Source organism: Luteimonas sp. 22616 (genome assembly GCF_052044325.1).
Taxonomy (GTDB): Bacteria; Pseudomonadota; Gammaproteobacteria; order Xanthomonadales; family Xanthomonadaceae; genus Luteimonas.
This window is the reverse complement of sequence record NZ_JBQEMW010000001.1, coordinates 1,800,124-1,823,684: the sequence shown is the minus strand read 5'-3', so window position 1 is coordinate 1,823,684 and position 23,561 is coordinate 1,800,124. Positions and strand designations below refer to the sequence as shown.

General features: G+C 67.8%; 16 protein-coding genes. 5 read left to right on the top strand and 11 right to left on the bottom strand.

Going from position 1 to position 23,561, the window contains the following annotated elements:
• Positions 1 to 41 precede the first annotated feature (41 nt).
• Positions 42 to 374 carry an MGMT family protein gene (locus ACTJIL_RS08360; protein WP_440755066.1) on the top strand — a complete coding sequence of 111 codons (333 nt, stop codon included), beginning with the start codon at positions 42 to 44 and terminating at the stop codon, positions 372 to 374.
• A gap of 73 nt (positions 375 to 447) precedes the next feature.
• Entirely contained in the window at positions 448 to 1,107 is a 660-nt protein-coding gene (locus tag ACTJIL_RS08355) for a rhomboid family intramembrane serine protease (protein ID WP_440755065.1), read from the top strand.
• Between the two features lie 646 nt (positions 1,108 to 1,753).
• Here the strand turns inward: ACTJIL_RS08355 and ACTJIL_RS08350 are convergent.
• The 3 genes from ACTJIL_RS08350 to ACTJIL_RS08340 form a co-directional block, all read right to left on the bottom strand.
• Entirely contained in the window at positions 1,754 to 3,784 is a 2,031-nt protein-coding gene (locus tag ACTJIL_RS08350; protein WP_440755064.1) for a M13 family metallopeptidase, read from the bottom strand.
• A gap of 293 nt (positions 3,785 to 4,077) precedes the next feature.
• On the bottom strand, positions 4,078 to 6,150 hold the full coding sequence (locus ACTJIL_RS08345) for a M13 family metallopeptidase (protein WP_440755063.1): 2,073 nt from the start codon (positions 6,148 to 6,150) through the stop codon (positions 4,078 to 4,080).
• Positions 6,151 to 6,283: 133 nt separating this feature from the next.
• Positions 6,284 to 8,398: a M13 family metallopeptidase gene (locus tag ACTJIL_RS08340; protein ID WP_440755062.1), complete on the bottom strand. Its 2,115-nt coding sequence runs from the start codon at positions 8,396 to 8,398 to the stop codon at positions 6,284 to 6,286.
• Between the two features lie 329 nt (positions 8,399 to 8,727).
• Here ACTJIL_RS08340 and ACTJIL_RS08335 point away from each other — a divergent pair, with 329 nt between their 5' ends.
• Both ACTJIL_RS08335 and ACTJIL_RS08330 read left to right on the top strand, forming a co-directional pair.
• A complete protein-coding gene (locus tag ACTJIL_RS08335) occupies positions 8,728 to 9,021 on the top strand; it encodes a putative quinol monooxygenase (RefSeq protein WP_440755061.1) in 294 nt (97 codons plus the stop codon).
• 368 nt (positions 9,022 to 9,389) lie between these two features.
• Entirely contained in the window at positions 9,390 to 10,721 is a 1,332-nt protein-coding gene (locus tag ACTJIL_RS08330) for a DEAD/DEAH box helicase (RefSeq protein WP_440755060.1), read from the top strand.
• A gap of 184 nt (positions 10,722 to 10,905) precedes the next feature.
• Here ACTJIL_RS08330 and ACTJIL_RS08325 read toward each other — a convergent pair whose 3' ends face one another.
• The 8 genes from ACTJIL_RS08325 to trxA all read right to left on the bottom strand — a co-directional run bounded on the left by ACTJIL_RS08325 (position 10,906) and on the right by trxA (position 22,752).
• On the bottom strand, positions 10,906 to 14,487 hold the full coding sequence (locus tag ACTJIL_RS08325) for an ABC transporter permease/M1 family aminopeptidase (protein WP_440755059.1): 3,582 nt from the start codon (positions 14,485 to 14,487) through the stop codon (positions 10,906 to 10,908).
• 2 nt (positions 14,488 to 14,489) lie between these two features.
• Complete coding sequence (locus tag ACTJIL_RS08320) at positions 14,490 to 15,389, bottom strand: ABC transporter ATP-binding protein (RefSeq protein WP_440755058.1); 900 nt, start codon at positions 15,387 to 15,389, stop codon at positions 14,490 to 14,492.
• A gap of 126 nt (positions 15,390 to 15,515) precedes the next feature.
• On the bottom strand, positions 15,516 to 17,336 hold the full coding sequence (locus tag ACTJIL_RS08315; RefSeq protein ID WP_440755057.1) for a DUF885 domain-containing protein: 1,821 nt from the start codon (positions 17,334 to 17,336) through the stop codon (positions 15,516 to 15,518).
• Positions 17,337 to 17,551: 215 nt separating this feature from the next.
• Positions 17,552 to 18,319, bottom strand: a complete 768-nt coding sequence (locus ACTJIL_RS08310; protein WP_440755881.1) for a queuosine precursor transporter — start codon at positions 18,317 to 18,319, stop codon at positions 17,552 to 17,554.
• 26 nt (positions 18,320 to 18,345) lie between these two features.
• Positions 18,346 to 19,086: a DUF502 domain-containing protein gene (locus ACTJIL_RS08305; RefSeq protein ID WP_440755056.1), complete on the bottom strand. Its 741-nt coding sequence runs from the start codon at positions 19,084 to 19,086 to the stop codon at positions 18,346 to 18,348.
• A gap of 40 nt (positions 19,087 to 19,126) precedes the next feature.
• Positions 19,127 to 21,226, bottom strand: coding sequence for a protein kinase domain-containing protein (locus tag ACTJIL_RS08300; RefSeq protein ID WP_440755055.1), 2,100 nt, complete (start codon positions 21,224 to 21,226; stop codon positions 19,127 to 19,129).
• Between the two features lie 171 nt (positions 21,227 to 21,397).
• On the bottom strand, positions 21,398 to 21,859 hold the full coding sequence (locus ACTJIL_RS08295; RefSeq protein ID WP_440755880.1) for a DUF4442 domain-containing protein: 462 nt from the start codon (positions 21,857 to 21,859) through the stop codon (positions 21,398 to 21,400).
• 11 nt (positions 21,860 to 21,870) lie between these two features.
• Positions 21,871 to 22,752: a thioredoxin gene (gene trxA, locus ACTJIL_RS08290; protein WP_440755054.1), complete on the bottom strand. Its 882-nt coding sequence runs from the start codon at positions 22,750 to 22,752 to the stop codon at positions 21,871 to 21,873.
• A gap of 130 nt (positions 22,753 to 22,882) precedes the next feature.
• On the opposite strand from trxA, the gene ACTJIL_RS08285 reads away from it, so the two are divergent.
• Positions 22,883 to 23,515, top strand: a complete 633-nt coding sequence (locus ACTJIL_RS08285) for a hypothetical protein (protein ID WP_440755053.1) — start codon at positions 22,883 to 22,885, stop codon at positions 23,513 to 23,515.
• Positions 23,516 to 23,561 lie beyond the last annotated feature (46 nt).

The following is a 23,561-nucleotide window of genomic DNA, read 5'->3' as shown; positions in this document are numbered from 1 at the left end:
GTCGTGGTGCCCGTTCGCGGTCTGGAGGCTATGCTAGCCCAATGGCCGACGCCTCCGCCGAAGAGCGCATCCTCGCCGTGATCCGCGCCGTGCCGCGCGGGCAGGTGGCCGGCTACGGCCATATCGCCCGCCGCGCCGGCCTGCCGGGCCGCGCCAGGCTTGTTGCGAGGATCCTGGCCGGCAACGAGGATCCCGGCCTGCCCTGGCACCGCATCCTGCGCAGCGACGGGCGCATCGCCTTTCCCGAGGGCTCGCGCGGCTGGCGCGAGCAGTCGCAGCGGTTGCGCGCCGAGGGCGTGGTGGTCGAGCGCGGCCGGGTGCGCATGCCGGCCGCGGATACCAGCCTCGACGCGATGATCTGGGGGCCGGGATAACCGCTCCCGCAAGGGGGCTGCCGGGGATCGGCCGGGCTGCCGTTATCATGTGCCGGCAAGCACAAGGATCCCGATGTTCACCAATCTTCCTCCCGTCACCAAGGCCCTGCTGATCGCCAACGGCCTGGTGTTCCTGCTCGAAATGGTCGTGGGCGCACCCGCGCTGTCGATCTTCATGCTCTGGCCGCTGCAGGCCGGCGGCGACGTGTTCTCGTCCGGCATTGGCTTCATGCCGTGGCAGCTGCTGACCTACGGCTTCCTGCACGACCCCACCAACTTCGCCCACCTACTGTTCAACATGCTGGCGCTGCTGATGTTCGGCGCGCCGCTCGAATACACCTGGGGCAACCGCCGTTTCCTGGCCTACTACCTGGTCTGCGTGGCCGGTGCCGGGCTGTGCCAGCTGGTGGTCACCACATGGATGGCGTCGCAGGGCGCGCCGGTGGGACCGACGCTGGGTGCGTCGGGTGGCGTGTTCGGCCTGCTGCTGGCGTACGGCATGCTGTTCCCGAACCAGCGGGTGATGCTGCTGATCCCGCCGATCCCGATGAAGGCGCGCACGCTGGTGATCATCTACGGCGCGATCGAGCTGCTGCTGGGCTTCACGGGCCTGCAGCCGGGCGTGGCCCACTTCGCGCACCTGGGCGGGATGCTGTTCGGCTGGCTGCTGATCAATTACTGGCGCGGCAAGCCGCCTTTCAGCCGCAGCGGGTCGCGGGTGCGGCGGTTCTAGGACAGGGTTGGCGTCGTTCTAGACCGGTGCCGAAAACCAGTGGGAGCGGGGATCGCCGCGACGCCGGAATCCCGATGATCAAAGCTCGCGGCTTCCGCCGCTCCTACAAGGGTGTCCTTGCCCTTGCGCGGTGCTGTTGCTCCCGCTTTTGATCTTTGGGGCCCCTCCGAAGCGGCGGAGGCGGCGGGCAAAACCCGCAGGGCGCCGCACAGGGATGTGCGGCGTTTTTCGCAGGGGCAGGATGCCCCTTCGAAAAATTCCCGCCGGCTCCGCGAACCCGGTGCAACGCGCCGGGCGCGCAGGCGGGGTGTGTTTCTTTGCGCCAGGTTTCTTTGCACAAGCAAAGAAAGGTGGCTCGCGCCGTCACGGCGCGAAAGCTTTTGATCCTGATGTCGGCGAGGAAAGCAGCTCGCGATGCTCGCTTCCCCATCCGCCCCGACTAAAGCATTCGGGGACAGGCTCTTCGGGTACCTCGATGCGCGTCCCGGCCGCGAGGGCGTTCATCGGGACGCGAGACTGTGGCTTGCAAGCGTTCTCCTCACCCCGCAAGCGGAGGAAGGGCTGGCGGCACTGGCCCATGAAACGAAAACAGGCGCGGTTTCCCGCGCCTGCTCCGTATCCGGCTACCGCCGAGCGACGGCGATGGCTACCGCCAGATCGACACCTGCTGCTCCGGCTTGGCCTGCATCGCCGTGCCGGCCTTGCAGCCGTAGGCGTCGCCGAAGGCCGGCAGGTTGACCAGCGGCCCGTTGGCGCGCCACTGGCCCGGCGCGTGCACGTCGACGGCGGCGCGGCGGGTGGCCTCGTCGCTCGACATCTGCTGCGGCCACAGCTGCGCCCAGCCTTCGAAGAAGGCCTGCTTCGATTCCTTCGGCAGTTCGGGCTGCGAAGTCGCCAGCGCATCCCAGGCGAGCTCGACGCCGGCCAGGTCCGCGGCGTTCTCCTCGAGCGTCTGGTTGCCGTTGACCTTGACCTCGCGCAGCCCCGGATAGGGGTACGCCGAGTACTGCGCCACCAGCGGTGCGGTGCGCAGGCCCCAGGCGGTGTCGTCGGCGGGCGTCCACCAGGTCTTCAGCTCGCCGGCGGCGTCGACGAACTTGCCCTTGGCGTCGATGCTGCGGCCAAGCTCGTGCCCGACCAGCGCGCCGAAGCTGCCGTAATGGCTGGCGGCGTTCCTGGTCATGTCCAGCACCGGCGGCTGCAGCACCGCGGCGCTGACGATCAGGCGGTTCTGGGCCATGTCGTAGGCCAGTGCCGGCTGCTGCGGCAGCACGTCCCAGCGCCGGTTCGCGTTGGCGTTGCCGATGCGCTTCATCTCCTCGCGGTGGCGCCAGGTGGAGGCGATCAGCATGTTGCCGCCAAAGCTGCCGCGCCCCATCGGCTGCACGCTGTAGTCGAGGTCGCGCTTCGGCGCGCCGATCTCGATCTTCAGCTTCGCCAGCTTGGCCTTGGCCTCGGCCTTGGTCGGCTCGCTCATCCAGGTGTTGCGGTCGACGGCGCGGCCGAGCGCGTCGCGCACCTCGCCGGCGATCGCCTCGGCGCGCGACGCGGTCGTCGCCGGCAGATGGCTGGCGACGTACTCGCGTGCGAGCATCGGCCCGGCAGCGAGGTTGATCGCGTCGAGCACCAGCTGGTCGCGCGGCGGCGGCGTGGTCTCGCCGCGCAGCACGCGGCCGCGGAACTCGAAATCGGCGTCGCGGAAACTCTTCGACAGGTAGGGCGCCATTGCGTTGCCGACCTGGAAGCGCAGGTAGGCCTTCCACTGGTCGGCCTTGATCTTGTCGACCATGGCATCGAGCTCGGCGAACAGCGTGGGGTTGGCGAGCGAGACCACGTCGTCCTTCACGCCCTGCGCGGTGAGGAAGTCATCGAGCTGCAGGTGCTTGTACGACTTGCCGAGCGTCGCCGACTGGACCAGCGCGTAATTGGTGCGCGGGTCACGCATCAGCGACATCGGCTTGGAGGCCTTCGCGATGCGGGTCTCGATGTCGATGACCTGTTGCGCCTGCGCCGCGGCCTTGTCGGCCGGGGTGCCGGTCAGCACGAGGATCTTCTGCACGTAGTCCTTGTAGCGGCCGAGCAGGGCCAGGGTGTCGGCATCGGCGCGGGTGTAGTAGGTGGGATCGGTGAGGCCGAGGCCGCCCTGGGTGAAGTAGCCGATGTGGCGCTCGAGGTTGGCCAGGTCGACGTCGGGCGTGAACTGGAACAGCACCGGAATACCGACCTGGTGCAGCGCGGCGATCGCCGGCGGGATGTCCTTGCTGCGGCGGATGCCGTCGATGCGCGACAGCAGCGGCGCGATCGGCTGCGCGCCGTCGGCCTCCACCGCGGCCACGTCCAGACCGCTGGCCCAGAAGTCGCCGAGCAGCTTCTGCACGTTGTTCTGCGGCGACTGCATCGCCGCGGCGAGCAGGTCGCGCTGCTGCTGCTGCGCGCGGTCGCGCAGCTGGCCGAGCGAGGACACTGTTCCCGAGCCATCGACCAGCAGGTTGGCGGCCAGCCAGTCCTTGTTGGTGAAGCTGTAGAAGTCGGTGCAGGCGGTGACGGCCGGGGCGGCCTTCTTCGACGCGCGCTTCTTTTTGGCTGCGTCGGCGTCATGCACGGACAGCCCGCTGACCAGGACTAGGGCGAGGGCCAGGGCCGAAGGCCTGAGGAAGACGGAGCGTGCGTTGGGCATTGCGGATTCCAGGCGAAAAGTCCGCGCGAGTTTATCAAGGCGCGCTGGTGGCTCTCTGAACCGGCATCACGGGATCGGCGGATGTCCGGTGGGAGCGGGCATGGCCGCTCCCACCGGCACCCCGCTGGACCTGGCCGGCGATCCTGCCAGCGAGGGTAGCGGGCTTGTCCGTCCCGGGCTTACCAGATCTGCACCCGCTGGTCGTCTGGCCGCACCGCGCCACCGTGGCACGCGCAAACCGGGGTGTCGAACGCGCCGCAGCGCGCAGGGATGCCTGCTTGCGAGGCTCTCTTCTACCAGATCTGCACTCGCTGGTCGTCTGGCCGCACCATCGGATCGCCCGCCTTGCACTGGAACGCTTCGGCGAACGCAGGCATGTTCGACGGCGCGCCGATCGCGCGGAACTTCGCCGGCGCGTGCGGATCGGTGTTGAGCAGCACCAGCTGCGCCTTGTCGCGGATGTTGCCGCGCCAGACCCGCGCCCAGCTCAGGAAGAAGCGCTGGTCGCGGCTGAGGCCGTCGATCATCGGGTCGGGCTTGTCGCCGTCGGCCGCCTGCAACGCGTCGTAGGCGAAGCTCAGGCCGCCGAGGTCGCCGATGTTCTCGCCCATCGTCAGCTTGCCGTTGACGTGGTTGTCCGGATGGCTGGGCAGCGGCACGTAGGCGTCGAACTGCGCGGCGAGCCTGGCGGTGCGTTCGTCGAAGCGGTCGCGGTCGGCCTTGGTCCACCAGTTGACGTTGTTGCCGGCACCGTCGAACTGGCTGCCCTTGTCGTCGAAACCGTGCCCGGCCTCGTGGCCGATCACCGCGCCGATGCCGCCGTAGTTGATCGCGTCGTCGCCGTCGGCGTAGAAGAACGGCGGCTGCAGGATCGCGGCCGGGAAGTTGATCGTGTTGGTGCCGGAACTGTAGTACGCGTTCACCGTCTGCGGCGTCATGCTCCATTCGTAGCGATCGGTGGGGGTGCCGATCTTGGCGAGGTCGTAGCGTGCGTTGAACGCGTTGGCCGCGCGCACGTTGGCGAAGTAGTCGTCCGCCACGATCGTGAGCCCGTCCCAGCTGCGCCACTTGTCCGGGTAGCCGATCTTGGGCAGGAAGGTGCTCCACTTCTCCAGGGCCTTGGCCTTGGTTTCGTCGCTCATCCAGGCCAGGCCTTCGATGCGCGCTTTGAGTGCGTTGCGCACGTTGTCGACCAGCTGCTGCGCGCGCGCCTTTGCCTCGGGCGGGAAATGATCCTTCACGTACAGCTGGCCCAGCGCCTGGCCCATGCCGCCATTGACCGCCTCGAGCACGCGCTTCCAGCGCGCGCGCTGCTCGGGCTGGCCGTTGAGGGTCTGGCCATAGAAGGCGAAGTTCGCATCCTGGAACGGCCTGGACAGGAACTGCGATGCATCATCGATGGTGTGGAAGGCGAGGTAATCGCGCCACTGCGCTGCCGGCACATCGGCCAGCATGGCGTCGAATCGGGCGAAGAACTTCGGCTGCGACAGCGAGAAGCCCTTGCCCACCGGTACGTCGATGGCCTTGAAGAACGCGGCCCAATCGAAGTGCGGCGTGACCCGGTTGGCCTCGTCGATGGTCATGAAGTGGTACTGGTTCTTCGGGTCGCGCAGTTCCACGCGCGACAGCGAGGCCTCGGCCAGCCGGGTCTCGAAGGCGAGGATGCCATCGGCCTTCTTCGCCGCATCAGCTGCCGGCACGCCGGTCAGCTCGAACACTTTGGTGATGTGGGCCAGGTAGGCGGCGCGGAGGTCCTTGTGTTCGTCCCTGGTGTAGTAGTCCGGCGTCGGCAGGCCGAGGCCGCCCTGTCCGGCGAAGGCGATCTGTTGCGATGCGTCCCTGAAATCGGCACCGGAGCGGAAGCGAAAGCCCTGGCCTTCGCCCGCGGCAAACGCCTGGCCCAGCCAGGCGACGATGTCGGCGGTGCCGTCGAGCTTCGCGATCGCCGCAAGGTCCGGCTTGATCGGATCGAAGCCGGCCGTGTCGATCGCGGCCTCGTCCATGCCCGAACGGTACAGCCAGCCAATCTTCTGCCCGATCGAACCGGCGGCGGCCTTGTCGGCACCCGCGTCTGCAGCGTCGACGATCCGGTGCTGCGCTTCCAGGCTCTGCTCGCGCAGCTGGTCGAACGCGCCCCAGCGCGTACGGTCGGCGGGAATCGGGTTGGCCGCGACCCACTTGCCGTTGGCGTAGGCGTTGAAATCCTGGCAGGCGGAGATAGACGGGTCGAGTTCACCCACGTCGAATACCGGCGCAGGTCGCGCCGACGATTCCGCCGACGGCTGGGCGGCGTGCAGCGGCGACTGCGTTGCGGCCAGCGCGAACGCGGTGGCGAGGACGAGCGGCTTGAGCGCGGAAGCGGGCATGGGGTTTTCCTTGCGGTGACGGAAGTGGAAGCAGGAGGCGGAAATAAAAGCGGCCGTCGCGGCGAACCCCGACGGCCGTTCGTACAGCGGCTTTAGGCCGCGCGCGATCGTATTCGACCGCGCGCGGCGGGCATCACCAGATCACGACCTTCTTGTCGTCGCCGCGCACCATCGGATCGCCAGCCTTGCACTGGAATGCCGCGGCGAACGCCGGCATGTTCGACGGCGTGCCGATCGCGCGGAAGTTGGCCGGCGCGTGCGGATCGGTGGTCAGGCGCACCTTCAGCTCGTCGGGCGTGAAGTTGCGGCGCCACACCGTGGCCCAGTTGAGGAAGAAGCGCTGGTCGCGGCTCAGGCCGTCGGTCATCGGGTCCGGGGTATCGCCGACGGCCTTCTTCATCGCGTCGTAGGCGGTGGCCAGGCCGCCGAGGTCGGCGATGTTCTCGCCCAGCGTCAGCTTGCCGTTGACCTTGCCGCCGTCGGCGGTGGTGTAGCCGTTGAACTGGTCGACCAGCTTGCCGGTGCGCGAGGCGAAGGCCTTGCCGTCGGCGTCGGTCCACCACTGCTCGAAGTTGCCGGTGGGCCCGAAGCGCGCGCCCTGGTCGTCGTAGCCGTGGGTCATTTCATGGCCGATCACCGCGCCGATGCCGCCGTAGTTGGTGGCGTCGTCGGCATTGGCGTCGAAGAACGGCGGCTGCAGGATCGCGGCCGGGAACACGATCTCGTTCTGCAGCGGGTTGTAGTAGGCGTTGACCGTCTGCGGGGTCATGCCCCACTCGGTCTTGTCGACCGGCTTGCCGATCTTCGACAGGTTCCACTTGTAGTTGAACTCGTTGGCCGCCAGCACGTTGCCGATGTAGCTGTCGCGGCTGGTGGTCAGGCCGCTCCAGTCGCGCCACTTGTCGGGGTAGCCGATCTTGGGCGTGAAGGTCTCCCACTTGGCGATGGCCTTCTGCTTGGTCTCGTCGCTCATCCACTCGAGGTTCTCGATGCGGGTCTTGAGCGCGGCGCTGAGGTTCTTGACCAGCGTCTCCATCTTGGCCTTGGACTCGGGCGAGAACGCGACCTTGACGTACATCTGGCCGAAGGCTTCGCCGGCGCCGTTCTCGATCGTGCCGAGCACGCGCTTCCAGCGCGGCTTGATTTCCTGCTGGCCGCGCAGCGCCTTGCCGTAGAAGTTGTAGTTCTCCTCGACGAAGGCATCGCTCAGGTAGGGCGCGGCGCCGTCGACGGTATGGAAGCGCAGGTAGGCCTGCCACGTGGCAGGCGCGGTGTCTTCCAGCGCCTTGCTGACTTCCTCGTGGAAGGCGGGGATGGCCAGCGAGAACTTCTCCTGCGGCGCGATGCCCTGCGACTCGAAGAACTTGGTCCACGGGAAGTTGGGCGTGAGCTTGTCGGCTTCGGCCGGGGTGACGGGGTTGTAGTACAGCGACACGTCGCGCGACATTTCCTCGCTCGACTTCGACGCCTTCGCCAGGCGGGTCTCGAACGCGATCACGGACTTGGCCTGCTCCGCGGCGTCCGCGGCGGGCACGCCGGACAGCTCCAGCGTCTTCGCCACGTGCTTCTCGTAGGCGTCGAGCTTGTCCTTCTTGTCCTTGTCGAGGTAGTAGCCCTTGTCGGGCAGGCCCAGGCCGCCCTGCATGGCATAGGCCATGTTCATCGCCGAATCCTTGAAGTCGGCCTCGGCGCCGAAGCCGAACAGGAAGTTCTCGCCCTTCGCGGCGGTGGTGCGCAGGTAGTCGGCGATGGCGTCCTTGCCGTCGAGCTTGGCGATCGCATCGAGGCGGTCCTGGATCGGCGCGATGCCCTGCGCGTTGATCTTCGCCTCGTCCATGCCGGTGGACCAGAAGTCGCCGACGATCTTTTCCACGCCGGTGGCGTTGGCGTCGGCGGCGGCCTGTTCGGCGAGTTGGTGCTGCACGCCGACCGAGCGCTCGTCGAGCATCTCGAACGCGCCCCAGCTGGTGCGGTCGCCCGGCACCGGGTTGGCGGCCAGCCACTTGCCGTTGGCGTAGGCGTTGAGGTCCACGCAGGCATTCTTGCTGTCGTCGATGTCGGACTTCAGGAAACGGTTGACCGGGGGCAGCTTGCTCTCGTCCAGCGTCAGCGCCTTGGCGGCCGTCGCGTCGGCATTCGGGGCAGCAGCATCGCCGGCGGCGGTGTTGGCCTTGTCGCCGTTGCATGCGGTCAGCGCCAGGGTCACGGCCAGCGAAAGAAGCAGGACTTTCGGATTGTTCACGGTCACTTGGATCTCCGGCCCGGATCGGGCGTTGGATGGAAAGAAGCATGCCGTCCCGCCGGGCGGTTCCGGGCACCGGAGCACGATACTCGCGCGCCCGGTGGCTCGGGGGTGTCGAAGGTCATGGCGGCGCCCGGGGCGATCCATGCAGGAGCGGGCACTTGCGGGGCGGTCCTGGCCGCGATGGGGCGCCGGTGCGGCATCGTGGCCAGGGCCGCTCACTCCCGGGAGCATTTCCCCGAAAGCACCTCCATGAGGCCATCACCTCGGCCGCACACCCCATGCTCACCGCGCGGCTGCCATGGTGCATGAAGCATGGTCGAGGAGACGAAGCGATGGCGAAGCTGGCGATCCTGGTGAACATCGAGGCCAGGTCCGGCAAGGAGGCCGAGGTGGAGGCGCTGCTGCGCGACGCCCTGCCGCTGGCGCGGGCCGGGGCGGGCACGCGCGATTGGCAGGCCTTCAAGTCGGGGCCATCGACGTTCGGCATCTTCGGCACCTTCGACGACGAAGCCGGCCGGCGCGCCTATCTGCAAGGCGCGGTGGCCGATGCGCTGCTGGCACGGACGAAGGCACTTCTGGCGCGACCGCCGCAGGTCACCAGCGTGGACGTGCTGGCCGCGAAATGATCCCGCCGCGCCTTCGAGCCTGAACGGCGGCCCGTGCCGGCTGTTCGCGCCGGCCGCATTCACGTAGACTTGCCCGGTCCTGCAACACGGCTGCCCCTGTCCCGGGCTGGTTCTCAAGACTGGTCTTCCCGGACAGATACGATCCTGGTACGCCTCCGCGACGGCCGAAACTTCGGCTCCCCGCGGTCTTATCCCGCACGTCTTTCGTCGCGCAGACACGGTCCGGAACATCCGGCAACCGTCAAACCCTTGCCCGCAGCGCGGCTTACGGATAGCTCCGGGCAAACCATCGATCTCCTGACCGGGAGCCCGCGCGCCATGCGCGGACTCGTTGCCGGCGGGCGTCGATTCCCAGGAGCAACACACCAATGACGTTTGAAACCCTCGGGCTTTCGCCCGCACTGCTGCGCGCGCTGTCCGAAACCGGCTACACCACGCCGACCGCTATCCAGCTCGAAGCCATCCCGCTGGCGCTCGCCGGCCACGACCTGCTGGGCGGCGCACAGACCGGCACCGGCAAGACCGCCGCCTTCGGCCTGCCGCTGCTGCAGCGCCTGTCCAAGCTCACCCCGCCCAACGGCGCGCGCAAGCCGCGTGCACTGGTGCTGGTGCCCACGCGCGAGCTCGCCGTGCAGGTCGCCGACAGCATCAAGACCTACGGCCGCCACCTGCGCATGAATGTCACCACCATCTTCGGTGGCGCCGGCATGGGGCCGCAGGTCGACAACCTGCGCCGCGGCGTCGACATCCTCGTCGCCACCCCGGGCCGCCTGATCGACCACCTCGAGCGCGGCAGCGCCAAGCTCGACGCGATCGAGATCCTGGTGCTCGACGAAGCCGACCGGATGCTCGACATGGGCTTCCTGCCGGCGATCAAGCGCATCGTCAACCGGGTGCCGAAGGAGCGCCAGACGCTGCTGTTCTCGGCCACGTTCGAGACGCGCATCAAGGGGCTGGCGATGGAGTTCATGCGCAACCCGCAGCAGGTGCAGGTGGCGGCGAACAACACCATCGTCGAGACCATCACCCACCGCGCGCATCCGGTCGACGGCTCGCGCAAGCGCGACCTGCTGATCGACATCCTCACCCGCCGCCACACCGACCAGGTGCTGGTGTTCGGCAAGACCAAGCACGGCTGCAACCGCCTGGCCGAACAGCTGGAGACCGCCGGCCTGAAGGCCGTCGCGATCCACGGCAACAAGAGCCAGGCGCAGCGGCAGAAGGCGCTGAACCTGTTCAAGGCCGGCAAGGCACGCGTGCTGGTGGCCACCGACGTGGCCGCGCGCGGGCTCGACATCCCCGACCTGCCGCTGGTGATCAACCACGACCTGCCGATGGTGGCCGAGGACTACGTGCACCGCATCGGCCGCACCGGCCGCAACGGCGCCACGGGCGAGGCGCTGTCGCTGGTGTCGCCGGAAGAGGGCGGGCTGCTGCGGCAGATCCAGCGCATGCTCAATGCGGAGATCGTGATGGAGACGGTCGAAGGCTATGCGCCGAGCAAGCCGATCCGCCTCGATACGCCGATCCCGAAGAACGGTGGCGGCCAGCGCCAGGGCGGCCAGCGTCCGCCGGGCAAGCCGGCGCATCGCGCGCATGGCAAGCCGGGCGCCCGCAGCGGCGCGCCGGCGCACGCCGGTCCGAAGCGCAAGGGCGGGCAGGGTGCGTATGCGGGTCGCCGCGATACGCGCGCCGGATAAGCGACGCGTCGCGGAAATGGAAATAGAAAGGGCCGGCATTGCCGGCCCTTTTTCATGGGAGAACATCGGTGCGACACGGAAACAGCTTTTGTGGGAGCGGCTTCAGCCGCGAGTTCTTAAGCCATCCGGCGGCAAAAATGGATCAAAAGCTCGCGGCTGAATCCGCTCCCACGAGCGTCGGTGGCTACTGCACCGTCACCCGCTTGCGGTTGTCCCCGGAACTGCGGTCGACCAGCTTGTTGTAGGGATCGATGCCAGCCTCGTAGGGCTCCTCGTCCACCACCAGTTCGATGGTGTTGTCGGTGCCGGTGATGTGGTGCTTTTGCAGGTACAGCACCTTTTCGTCGGCCTCCTCGCCGCCCGGCGGGCGCGTGAACACGCCGATGTCGACCAGTTCGTCCATCTTCTCCTTGGTCTCCTTGCCCTTGCCGCCGGCGACCAGCTTGGCCGAATGCACCTTCAGCGTCAGCGCGTACTTGCCGTCGGGCCGCTTCTTCGCGGTTGCCTCGACCGCGCGGTTGTCGAAGAACACGATGCGCTCGAACAGGTCGCGGATCAGCGGATGGAACTTCTCGTCCGTGCCCGCGTACAGGTCCGCCATGAAGTCGCGCGTGGTCGGGTAGGGCGGGCCCTTGAACGCCCACTTGTCGAGGAAGCCGGCCAGGATGTGGTTGAGCGTGTCTTCGCCGATCGCGTCCCTGAGCGCGTAGAACACCACCGAGCCCTTGTTGTAGTGGATGTACTGCTGGTTCTCGTTGAGTGCCAGCGGCAGCTCCTGCACCCGCTCGGTGGCGCGGCTCATCAGGTAGCTGTCGAGCTCGTGCTTGAGGAACTTGCGCATCTTCTGCGGCCCGTACTCGTGTTCCATCACCATCAGCGCCGAATACTGCGCCAGCGATTCGGACAGCATGGTCGCGCCCTGCACGTTGGCGCCCACCACCTGGTGCGCCCACCACTGGTGCGCGACCTCGTGCGCGGTGACGTAGAACACGTAGTCGATTTTCTTCGCGTCGCGCAGGTCGGCGATGAAGCCGATCGACTCGGAGTACGGCACGGTGCCGGCGAAGGCCTGGGCGAACGTGGAGTAGCCCGGGAACTCCAGGATGCGCAGCTGGCGGAACTGGTAGGGCGAGAACTCGCGCGTGTAGTAGTCCAGCGACTTCTTCGCCGATTCGACCATGCGGTCGACGTTGTACGGGTGCTTGGCGTCGTAGTAGACCTCGAGCGCGACGTCGTTCCAGCGGTCGCGCTTCACCTTCCAGTCCGCCGACAGCCACGAGAAGAAGGGCAGCAGCCGGGTCTCGGACTTGTAGTGGAAGTAGCGGCGGCCGTCCTTGGTCCACTCGCGCTGCAGGTAGCCGGGAGCCAGCGCGACCTGCCCGGACGAGGTCGAGATCGTGGTCTCGAAGTTCACCCAGTCTGCGTTGCCCGAGATGTAGTTGTTGTTCCACTCGGCGCGGTCGTCGATCGGCGGCATCCGCGGCAGTTCGGGCAGGCCGTACTTCTTGCGGTCGTTGCGGTCCTGCAGCTGGTAGCCGGCCTGGTAGCCAAGCTGCGGCAGCGCCGCGCCGTTGTTGAAGAACGTCCCGTTGTAGACCACCGAGGTGTCGCCGCCGTTGAGCGGAAACCCGTGTGGTCGGGATGTGTAGCTGAAGTTGAAGTCCATCGCCGCGCCGGGCGCCAGCGGCGCTTCGAGCCGGTAGATGCGGTAGCCGGACACGGGATCGGACTGGACCAGCGTGTGCGCGGGGAAGTCGTACCGGATGTCGTCCAGCTCCGGGTTGAGGGTGACGTGCAGGTCGGCGATCGGCTTGGAGGTGATGTTCTTCAAGCGGTAATGGCCGTTGATCCTGACGTTGCGCGCTTCTGGGAAGATGTCCACGTCGGCGCGGATGTCGGTGATGCGTGGTTGCGGCAGGTCGATGTACTTGCGGTACGCCTTCTCGTAGTCGGCCTGGCGCTGCTTGGCCAGGTCGCCGGGGACGTACTCGTTGAGCACGTTGGTGTTGTAGAAGATCCAGCCACCCGTGCCGACGAAGGCCAGCAGGGCCGCCGCCAGCGTCGCACGCAGCGGTATGCTGCGCAGGCGCAGCTTCGCGGTTTTCAGGCGGTCCTTCCACGCCAGCGAGGTGCCTCGCGGCCACAGCGCGGTGGCGATGCCGAGCAGCAGCAGCGCGAACGCGCCCCAGTAGGCGCGCGACCACAGCCACGGACCGATGAAATGGCCGTAGCCGTTCATGTCCGAGTACGGCGTCCGCGACGCGGCGCCGTAGTTGTAGAGCAGGTGGTCGAAGTCGTACATGCGGATCACGACGCGCACGACCAGGTAGGCAATCATCAGCACGTAGCCGACGAACATGTTGCCGGTGATGACCTGGAAGAACACCGCCAGCGCGGCCATCAGCACGAACGAGACCAGCTGTATCCCCAGGCCCTTGGCATACAGCAGCGGCTCGATGTGGGTATAGCCGTCGACCAGCTGGTAGCCGATGGTGAACACCGCGCAGGCGGCCAGCACCACCGCGACGACGCCAGACAGCGCGGTCATCTTCGCCGCCAGCGGCACCCAGTCGGGCGCGGCGTAGGCGTCGGTCGCCTCGGCCACGCGCATGCTGCGCTCGCGCCAGACCATCTCGCCGGCGTAGAAGGTGACGATGATGATCAGGAACAGGCTCATGCCGCCGCCGATCATGTCCAGCATCTGCGCGGTCACCGGCCAGGTCTCGGTGCCGTAGATCAGGCCGCTGAACTTGACCACGGTGAAGGTCAGCAGCAGCCCCAGCAGCACCATCACGATGAACGGCGCGCCGCGCAGGGTGTTGCGCAGGTCGAACCAGGACTGGTGCAGGTACTGGCGCCACTGCGCGCGCCAGTCGCTGCGCAGCGCGACCTGCGGCAGCGCCGATGCGGTGCCCGCTTCATCGTCGGCGGCTTCGGCAACCGCCCTGCGCCGGCGCAGCACGATGCCTTCGCGGTCGGCGCGGAACAGGCTGAAGGCGGCCACCAGCATCACGATGGCGATGGCCAGCCACAGCGCGCGGTTGCCCAGCAACAGGCCGGTGAGTTCCGGCAGCTGGCTGTTGAGCTGGGCACTGGACCAGTAGCGGATGTGCTCGCCGATGGCGGCGCCGCCGGACGGATCGACCAGGGCGCCGATCCAGCGGTTGTCGAGGTCGCTGGTGAACGAGCCGGACATCGACCACAGCACGAAGAACGCGATCACGCCCAGGTACGTGTAGAGCATCGACCGGGTGAGCGTGGCCAGCAGGAACATCAGCGACGCCACGAACAGCAGGTTTGGCAGCACCAGGACCCCGAACGCCCAGGCGTAGGCCAGCCACGGCGTCGGTCCCAGGCGTGAGCTGTCGAGCCATGGCATCAGGCTGCCGGCATACAGGCCGATCGCCATCGCCAGCATGATCGCGAAGGTGGCGATCAGCCCGCCACCGAAGCGACCGAGCAGGTAGTCGCGCTTCTTCATCGGCGTGGCGAAGAACAGCTCGGCGGTGCGCTGCTCGAAGTCGCGGATCGCGATGCCGGCCACGAAGATGGTCGCCAGCAGCACGCTGATGACGCTGAACGAGCCGAGGATCGAAATGACCACCGCCGGCGCGTTGCGCATGGTGTTGCCGACACCGCCGCCGATGCTGACGTTGTCCGATGCCATGGTGCCGAATCCCATCAGCGCGTACACCGCGACGACGATCCAGAACACCCCGTTCTTCAGTAGTTGGCCGAGCTCGAAACCCAACAGGTGGCGCAGCATGGTCAGGCCGCCTTCGCGGTGGCGGCGTCGGTGGCTGCGGCGCGCCGCAGTTCACCGAAGTACACGTCCTCCAGGTCCGGCGCCACCGCGCCGAAGCCTTCGCCCGGGTTGCCGTCGCTAAGCACGTGGATCACCGGTTGCCCGGCGACCAGCCGCGTCGACAGCACGTTGTGTGCCTTGAGGTGCTCGTCCAGCGCGGCCTTGTCCACGGTCTTCTTCCAGACCCGGCCGTCGAGCGAGGCGATCACCTCGCGCGGCTCGCCGGTCAGGCGCAGTTCGCCCTGGGCGATGATCGCCATGCGCGGGCACAGGTCGGTGACATCCTCGACGATGTGCGTCGACAGGATCACCACCACCTGCTCGCCGACCTCGGCCAGCAGGTTGAGGAAACGGTTGCGCTCCTGAGGGTCGAGGCCCGCGGTGGGCTCGTCGACGATGATCAGCTGCGGTTGCCCGATCAGCGCCTGGGCGATGCCGAAGCGCTGGCGCATGCCGCCGGAGAAGGTGCCGAGCTTGCGGTGCCGCACCGGCCACAGGTTGACCTGCTGCAGCAGCGCCTTGACCAGGTCCTTGCGCTGGCGGCCGTCGACCACGCCCTTGAGGATCGCGAAGTGGTCGAGCATCGCCATTGCCGAGACCTTCGGATAGACGCCGAATTCCTGTGGCAGGTAGCCGAGCCTGCGCCGCGCCTCGGTCTTGTCGGCGAGCACGTCGAGGTCGCCCAGGTGCACGCTGCCGCCGTCGGCGTCCTGCAAGGTGGCGATGGTGCGCATCAGCGTGGACTTGCCGGCGCCGTTGGGGCCGAGCAGGCCGAACATGCCGGTCGGGATGTCGAGGGTGATGCCCTTCAGCGCCTGCACGCCGTTGGCATAGGTCTTCGAAAGATCTCGGATCTTGAGCATGGTTTCGGTCCCCTGAGTGCAGCGGACATCCTAAACGCTGCACCGGCGCGTGTACCGCGCCGGAAGTCACGGGCCGTGAGTGTTGTGGGAGCGGCCACGGCCGCTCCCACAAGGGCACGCGGTGGATCAGCCCTGCTGCTTTTCCGCGATCCAGCGGTCGATCTTGTCTTCGAGGATCTGCAGCGGCACGGCGCCGTCCTTGAGCACCTCGGCATGGAATTCGCGCACGTCGAATTTAGATCCCAGCGCCTTTTCCGCCTTGCTGCGCAGCGACTGGATCTTCAGCGCGCCGATCTTGTAGGCCAGCGCCTGTCCGGGCCATGCGATGTAGCGCTCGGCCTCGGCGGTCGACTGGGTTTCGCTTTCGGCGGAGTTGTCGAGCATGTACCTGATCACCTGCTCGCGGGTCCAGCCCTTGCTGTGCAGGCCGGTGTCGGTGACCAGGCGGATCGCGCGCCACAGTTCATTTTGCAGGTAGCCGAAGTAGTCATACGGCGTCTCGTACACGCCCAGCGACTTGCCCAGCGACTCGGCGTACAGGCCCCAGCCTTCGATGAAGGCGGTTTCGCCGCCGAAGCGGCGGAACTTCGGCAGGTCGGTCAGCTCCTGCTGCAGCGCCAGCTGGAAGTGGTGGCCGGGGATCGCCTCGTGCAGGAACAAGTCCTCGGCATCCCACGTTTTGCGCGTGGGCAGGTCGTAGGTGTTGACGTAGAAGATGCCCGGGCGCGAACCATCCTCGCTGGGCGTCATGTAGCTGCCGCCGGCGGCGGACTTGGCGCGATACGGCTCGACCGGGCGGATCTCGAACGGCGCCTTCGGCAACAGCGAGAACTGTTCCGGGATGCGCTTGTTGATGCGGTCCTCGAGCGAACGGTAGTAGGCCAGCAACGCATCCTCGCTCTTGAAGCTGAACTGCGGATCGGTCTTCATGAATTCGAAGAATTCCTGCAGCGAGCCCTTGAAACCGGCCTCGGCCATCACCTTGCGGATCTCACCATGGATGCGCGCGACCTCATCCAGGCCCAGCTGGTGGATTTCCGCCGGCGTCATGTCGGTGGTGGTCGACTGGTGCGCGTTGAAGGCATACCACTGCGCGCCGTTGGGCAGCTTGTCCAGGCCCACGCTGTTGCGGGTGGCGGGCAGGTACTCGTCGGCGATGAAGCTGCGCAGCTTGCGGAACGCCGGCATGACCTGCGTGCCGATCATCTCGCGGTAGGCCGCGGTCAGGCGCGCCTTGTCGGCTTCGCTGAAGTCCTTGGGCATCGACGTGATCGGCCCCCACAGCAGCGTGTCCTCGGGCTTGTCCTTGATCAGCGCGTCGAGCTGCGGCCCTACTTTCTCCATCAGCGCACGCGGTTGCACCACGCCGGCCTGCATGCCCTGTCGCATGTTGTCGATCGCGCTGTCGAACAGCACCGGCAGGCGGTTGCCGCGCGCCAGCCAGTTGTCGTAGTCCTTCACCGTCTTGAATGGCTGCGCGCCGGTACCCGACCCCAGCATGATGGCGTAGCTGGCGATGCTGCCCATCTGGTTCACCGGCAGCATCCAGCCCGGATACTTCTCCGACTCGAGCTCATCCTTCGCGTCGCGCACGAAGATCTCGTAGCTCAGCAGGTCCTGGCCGGCGAGGCCGTCGGAACCGACCGCTTCGATGCGCTTGAGCCATTTATCGGTGAGGTCATGCGACTTCTCGCGGAATTGCGCGCTGTAGAAGTCGGGCAACTGGTCGTTGTAGCGGTTGTCGCCCTGGAAGGTAGCCTGCAGCGGATTGAGCTTGAGCAGCTCTTCCCAGTATTCGTCGTACAGCGCGTTAAGCCTGGCGGCCTTGTCGCTGGCCGGGGCGGCCGTGGCCGCGGTGTCCTGCGCGAAGGCGGGCGAGGGCAGGGCCAGCCCGCCGGTAATCGTGGCGGCGATGGCGAGGCTGAGCAGCAGCGGGCGTGCGGTCATGGCGGTTTCCCCGGGTGGAATGCGGCAATCGTGCACTGTCGCCGGCCAACGGGGTGCGGGCATGGGCCAAAGGTCACCGCGGTAACCCGATTGCCTGTCGACTGTCTGTGGGAGCGGCCATGGCCGCGATGGCCTTGCTGGGGAGTCCATCGTGGCCATGGCCGCCGCTTCCACAACAGCGCCACAGGAGCCATTGCGACAGGAGGGCAGCTCGGTCAGCCCTCGGCCGCGTGCACCTGCAGTTCGGTTGCGCGGGCATCGCCGAGATAGCGACGGATTCCGGCGCGGGCGAGGTACAGCAGCGGGATCAGGGCGATCGCGGCAAGCATCTTGTAGAGGTAGTTAAGCGTGCCGACGGCGAGGAACAGCGACATCTCCCAGTGCTGCGGCCCGAGCACGAACGCGATGTACAGCACCACGAAGCTGTCGATCAGCTGCGACACCGCGGTCGAACCGGTCGCACGCAGCCACGCCTGGCGATCGCCGGTGCGGCGGCGGATGCGGTGGTAGATGTTCACGTCGATCAGCTGGCCGAGCATGAAGGCCACCAGCGAGCCCCAGATCGTCCACAGTCCCTGCCCGAACACCGCGGCGAACGCGGCCTGGTAATCGGGCACGCCCTGGTCGGCAGCCACGCCCATCCACCACGATGCCGGCGCGAGGTGGATGGCGATGAACGCGAACGCGAAGCCGTAGACGATCAGCGCCGCCGCCAGCCAGCTGATGAAGCGCACACCGCGGCGTCCGAAGTACTCGTTGATCGTGTCGGTCATGATGAACACGATCGGCCACAACAGGGTGCCGGCGGTGAAGTTCAGCGATCCGGTCTGGCCGAACAGGTTCCATTCCAGCGGCCGGATGCCGAGCGTGTCCTCGAGCGCGAAGATCTTGACGCCGATGAACTCGGCCAGCACCGCGTTGACGCAGAAAAACGCGGCCAGCGCGATGAACAACCGCGTGGTGCGGTCGTCGACCAGGCGCAATGCGGCTGGTGCCGGGTCGCGCGCGCTCACCCGTGCGGCGTCGGCGTGGCCGCGCCGGGCGGCGAGAACGGGATCGTGTCCGGCGACACCGCGCCGCCGGAGATGATGAAGCTCATCGCCTGGTCGACGGTCCAGTCGGTGGGCGTGATCTTTTCCACCGGCACGATCTCGAGATAACCGGACGTCGGGTTCGGCGTGGTCGGCACGTAAACCGCCGCCAGTTCGCGCCCCGTGCCCTGCTCGCGGATCACGCGGGTGACGAAACCCACCGACTTCATCTGGCTGTGCGGGAAGTCGATCAGGACCACGCGCTGGGTGCCGTCGGGCTTGGTCTGCAGGATGTCCAGCAGCTGTCGCGCGCTGCCGTAGATGGTGCTGGCGAACGGAATGCGCCCGATCAGCGCCTCGAACCACCGCAGCATGCGCTGCCCGAACATCCGCCGCGCCATCATCCCCGACAGCAGGATCACCAGCAGCGTCGCGACCAGCGCGATGGCGGTCTGCACCCACGGGTCCTCGAGCCAACCCAGCGTGCGCGGATCGGCCAGTGCCGCGTTGTGCAGCAGCGGCTGCACCAGCGGGCGGCTGGTGTCGGACAGCAGCACGAACACGAACTTCACCACCACCCAGGTCAGCCAGATCGGCAGCAGGGTGAGCAGGCCGGTGAGCAGGGTCTTCTTGAAGCCGTGCCGGGGCGGCGTGCTTTGTGGAGGCACGCCCTGGGAAGGCGTGCTCTGTGGAGGCGTGCGCTGCGGGGGCGTGGACATGGCGCGATTCTACCGGGACGCGAACCGCGCGTCGGGGTTGTCAGCGCTTCGCGACCGCGTGTGGCAGGTCGCTGACCAGGCGGATGCCGACGTCGTCGTAGCCGCGCGTGGATTCCAGTGCCCGTGCGCCGCTGCCGCCGCGCCAGCTGGCACCGCTTCCGATCCGTTGGCTGCAGTTGCCGCTGCAGTCGCTGTTCCACTCCGACACCTGCTTGCCCGCACCGGCTGCCGGCAGCAGCGCCGCTTCGCGCGCATGCGGCAGGCGATAGGCATGGCCGTTGCGCTGGCCGAGCCAGCGCGCATAGGCATTGGCGTCGTCCCATGACACGCAGACCACCGGCTGGTCGCCGGACTGCTCGAACCCGGGCGACGTCCAGTCCCGCGGCGCGAGCACGCGCAGCAGCGATGCACTGGCGCGGCATCGCGCGGGCTGGCGGCCGGTGGCGTTGGCGAAGCGCGCATATTCGTCGCGCGTGACCGGGCGCCGTGATGCGGCGAACACGGTGCCGTCGTTGCGCACCAGCACCATGTCCCCGGCGATCTTGTCCAGGCGCTCGCCCGGCTGCGGGATGTCATTGGCGCGGGCGGACAGCTGCCGCAGCTGCGCACGCGACAGGCCGAAGGCGCGCGCGCTTTCCACCACCTGCTGCGCGCTGCCACGATCGAATGCGGCGGCCGCCACGTCGACGCGTGCCAGCAGCGCCTGCATCACGCGCTTGCGCAGCTTGCCGACGGCGTCGCCGTCGACCTGTCGCGTCGCTTCGGCGACCTTGACCGCGTCGCCGACCCGCGCGGCGGCCTGCTTGTCATCCCCCTCGCGGATGCCGCGCACGGCCGCGTCCGCGCTGGCATTGACGAACCTGTCGACGGCCGCCGCCAGGCCGAGGTAGCTGGCATCGCTGTGTTGCGCGGCGAGCAGGCTGTCGCGGGCGTTGTCGTTGGCCGGCGCGCCGAGGCGTCCGCGCCGGATCTGCGCATCGGCCCTGGCGACCCATTGCTCGGCATCGGAGGTTGGGGCGGCGCGCAGCAATGCGCTGGCGGGATCGCCCGCGACCGGCTGGCCGTTCGGGTCCGGCGGGGCCGGCAGCGCGAACGTGGCTTCGCTGTCCGTCATGGCGACCACCGGCGGCCTCGCCGCGCGGAAGTAGTCGTCGCCGCCGTTGCCCTGGCGCAGGAACAGGCCGATGCCGGCAGCCACCACGAGCACCACGCCCAGCCAGGCCCACACCGGCATCCTGCCCACCTTCGCCACCTGCTCGCGCAGCGCCGGCAGCGCCAGCATCTCGTGCGTGCCGCTGCGTTGCGGCACGCGGTCGAGCGCGGCGAGCATGTGCGCCGCGTCGTGGAAGCGCTTGATCGGGCCCTTGGCCAGCGCGCGGTCCATGAAGCGCTGCCAGTGGCGCAGCCGCGGCGGCAGGCGCGGGATCGGATCCTTGACGTGCATGATCGCCATCGACACCGCATCGCCGGCCTCGTAGGGCAGCTTGCCGGTCAGCATTTCCCAGGCCAGTACGCCGACCGCGTACAGGTCGGTGCGATGGTCGACTTCCTCGCCGCGCGCCTGTTCCGGCGCCATGTAGGCGGTGCTGCCGACCGCGAGCCCGGCGGTGGTGACGCGGGTGCCGTAACCGCGGCGCAGGGCGATGCCGAAGTCGGCCAGCAGCGGCCGCTCGGTTTCGTCGAACAGCACGTTCTCGGCCTTGACGTCGCGATGGATGGTGCCGCGCGCGTGGGCGTAGCCCAGCGCGGACAGCAACGCGTGCAGGATCTCGCGCACGCGCGCCTGCTCCATGCCGCCGTTGCTTTCGGCGATGCGCTGGCCCAGGTGGCCGCGGGTGAGGTAGGGCATCGAGTAGTAGGGCAGGCCGTCGCGGGTACGGCCGACGTCGTAGATGCCCACGATGTGCGGGTGCTCGAGCCGGGCGATGGTGCGGGCCTCGTTCTCGAATCGGCGGCGGCTGACTTCGTCGGCCAGCGCCTCGGGCAGCATCACCTTGATCGCGACCTGGCGCGACAGCGACACCTGTTCCCCCAGGTAAACGGTCGACATCCCGCCGTGACCGATCGCGCGCAACAGCGCGTAACCGGTGATCTCCGGCAATGATGCCTTTCCGCTCTCGTCAGACAGCGTGTTGCGCATGGTTCCCCCCGTGGCGGCCCAAGGATACGTCCTGCGCGCGGGCAAGGGATGAATGAGTGGAACAGATGCGTTGTGGTGACCTGCAACCGTGATCGCGGGCGCTGTTTCACCGGCCCGGGACGATTGCCGCTGCAGCGGTGCCGGCTGCGCCGAGGTGCGGCCGGGGTCGGGTCAGGCCGTCGCGTCGCGCGGCCGCTTGCGGCGCACGTAGACCTGCTTGCGCACGCGTGCGACGACGTCGCCCTCATCGTCGACGACGTCGGTTTCGAACCAGTGCAGATATTTCCCGCCGTCGGCGGTGGCGTCGCGGATGCGCTCGAGCACGCTGTCGTCGAGCTGGAACTCCGCCGCCACCGCACCGCGCCCGGGTTTGACGAATTCGATTTCCGCCGCCTTGTCCCAGACGATGTAGCCGCCGCCCAGTGCCTGCATCGTCATGATCATCCAGAACGGATCGGTCATCGCGAACAGGCTGCCGCCGAAGTGGGTGCCGACGAAGTTGCGGTTGTACCAGTGCTGCCGCAGCTCCACGCGGGCGTGGCGGAAGTCGGCGGACAGCGTGCGCACGCGGATGCCGGCGAACAGGAACGGCGGCCAGATGTTGAGGACGCGGCGCAGCGAGGATGCGGTGATCTTGCGGGCGCTCACACCAGCAACAGCGACGACATCTTCCGCCGATAGCGGCCGACCATGTCCTCGTCCTCGACCACGCGGAAGGCGTCGATCAACGCCTTCTTCGGCAACGCGTCCTCGAAATCGCGATTGCGGCGCAGCATCTCGAGGAACTGCTCGAACCCGGCCTCGGCGTCGCCGGCGACGATGTGGTGCACGCCCAGCAGGTGGCGCGCCTTGAGGTCGTCGGGGTTGGCCGCGATGGCCGCCTCGAGCACCTGCGGTGGCGGCGCGTCCTTGAGCAGGGTCGCGAAACCCAGCCGCGCGCGTGCGCGGATCGCGCGGTCGTCGGTGGACAGGTTCGCGGGCAGGGCGTCGAGCAGTTGCCCGGCCTCGGCGGCGGCGCCCGTCTGCAGCAGCGCCAGGGCGAGGTCGAGCTTCAGTTCGGCCTTGTCGGGCTCGGCCTCGATCTCCTTGCGCAGCCGCATCACGTCGGCATGCGGGTCGGCGGGCGGCGCAGGCTGTTCGAGGGGTGCTTCTTCCGCGGCCGCCTCGGCCGGCGCGACGCCGTGGTGGGTCAGGAACTCGCGCACCTGGCCCTCGGGCAGCGCGCCCTGGAAGCCATCGACGATCTGCCCGTCCTTGACCAGGAACACGGTGGGGATGGAGCGGATCTGGAAGGCCTGCGCGATCTGCGGCTCGGCTTCGGTATCGACCTTGGCCAGTTCGAAGGCGCCGTGGTACTCGGCCGCCAGCTTCTCGAGGATCGGCCCCAGCGCCTTGCACGGCCCGCACCATTCGGCCCAGAAATCGACCAGGACCGGCGTCTGCAGCGATTTTTGCAGGACCTCGGCCTCGAACGTGGCGGTGGTGGCGTCGAAAACGTGTGGCCGGGCGGCAGGGTCGGGGGACATGGGGACTTCCTTAGCGTGTTCAGCCGGAGATTGTGCCAGCTGGCTCCGTTTCCAACCGGATGTAAAAAGAACTTGACATCGAGCTGGGCGAATGTAACTTGTAGCTTACATTTCGTAAGAAGGGTATTACATGACGAAGTTGCCTCGCTGGGGATTTCCGGCCCTGCTGCTGCTGGCAGGCCTGGCGCTGTGGCTGCTGCTCGCCGGCCCGTCGCGGCTGCTGGGCTTTGACACAGGCAAGGCCGGGATGGCGCTGCTGATCACGGCGGCCTGGGTCTCGCTGTTCGCGGTGCACTCGCTGCCGCGTGGCGAACTGGAGCGCACGGCCTCGCCGGGCGAATGGAAGGCCTGGATCGGGGTGGTGTTCATGGCCGTCGCCGTCGCCTATTTCCTGGCAAAGGTGGAGGTCTTCCAGGGCGCCGGGGTGCCGTTCAATCCCGAAGCCACGGCGGTGGGCCGCAATCTGGTGCTGTTGCTGGTGGCGTGGTCGGTGCTGTCGCGCGTGGTCGCGTCGCGCTGGAAGGACGAGGTGCAGGAGGACGAGCGCGACCGCGAAATCGCACGGCAGGCCAGCGGCTGGGGCCGCGGTGCGCTGATCGCATGCGTGATCGGCATGGCGGTGACGCTGGCGTTCTCGCCGCCGGATCGGCTGCTGTGGGCGAGCCACATGATGATCGCCAACCTGCTGGTGCTCGCGCTGATGTGGGGCTGCCTGTTCGAGTACGCCGCTACCGCGGTGGCGTACTGGAGAGACCGGCATTGAACGCGTCGCGACCGCGGCGCGACCAGGGAGCGTTGGCGCGCGCAAC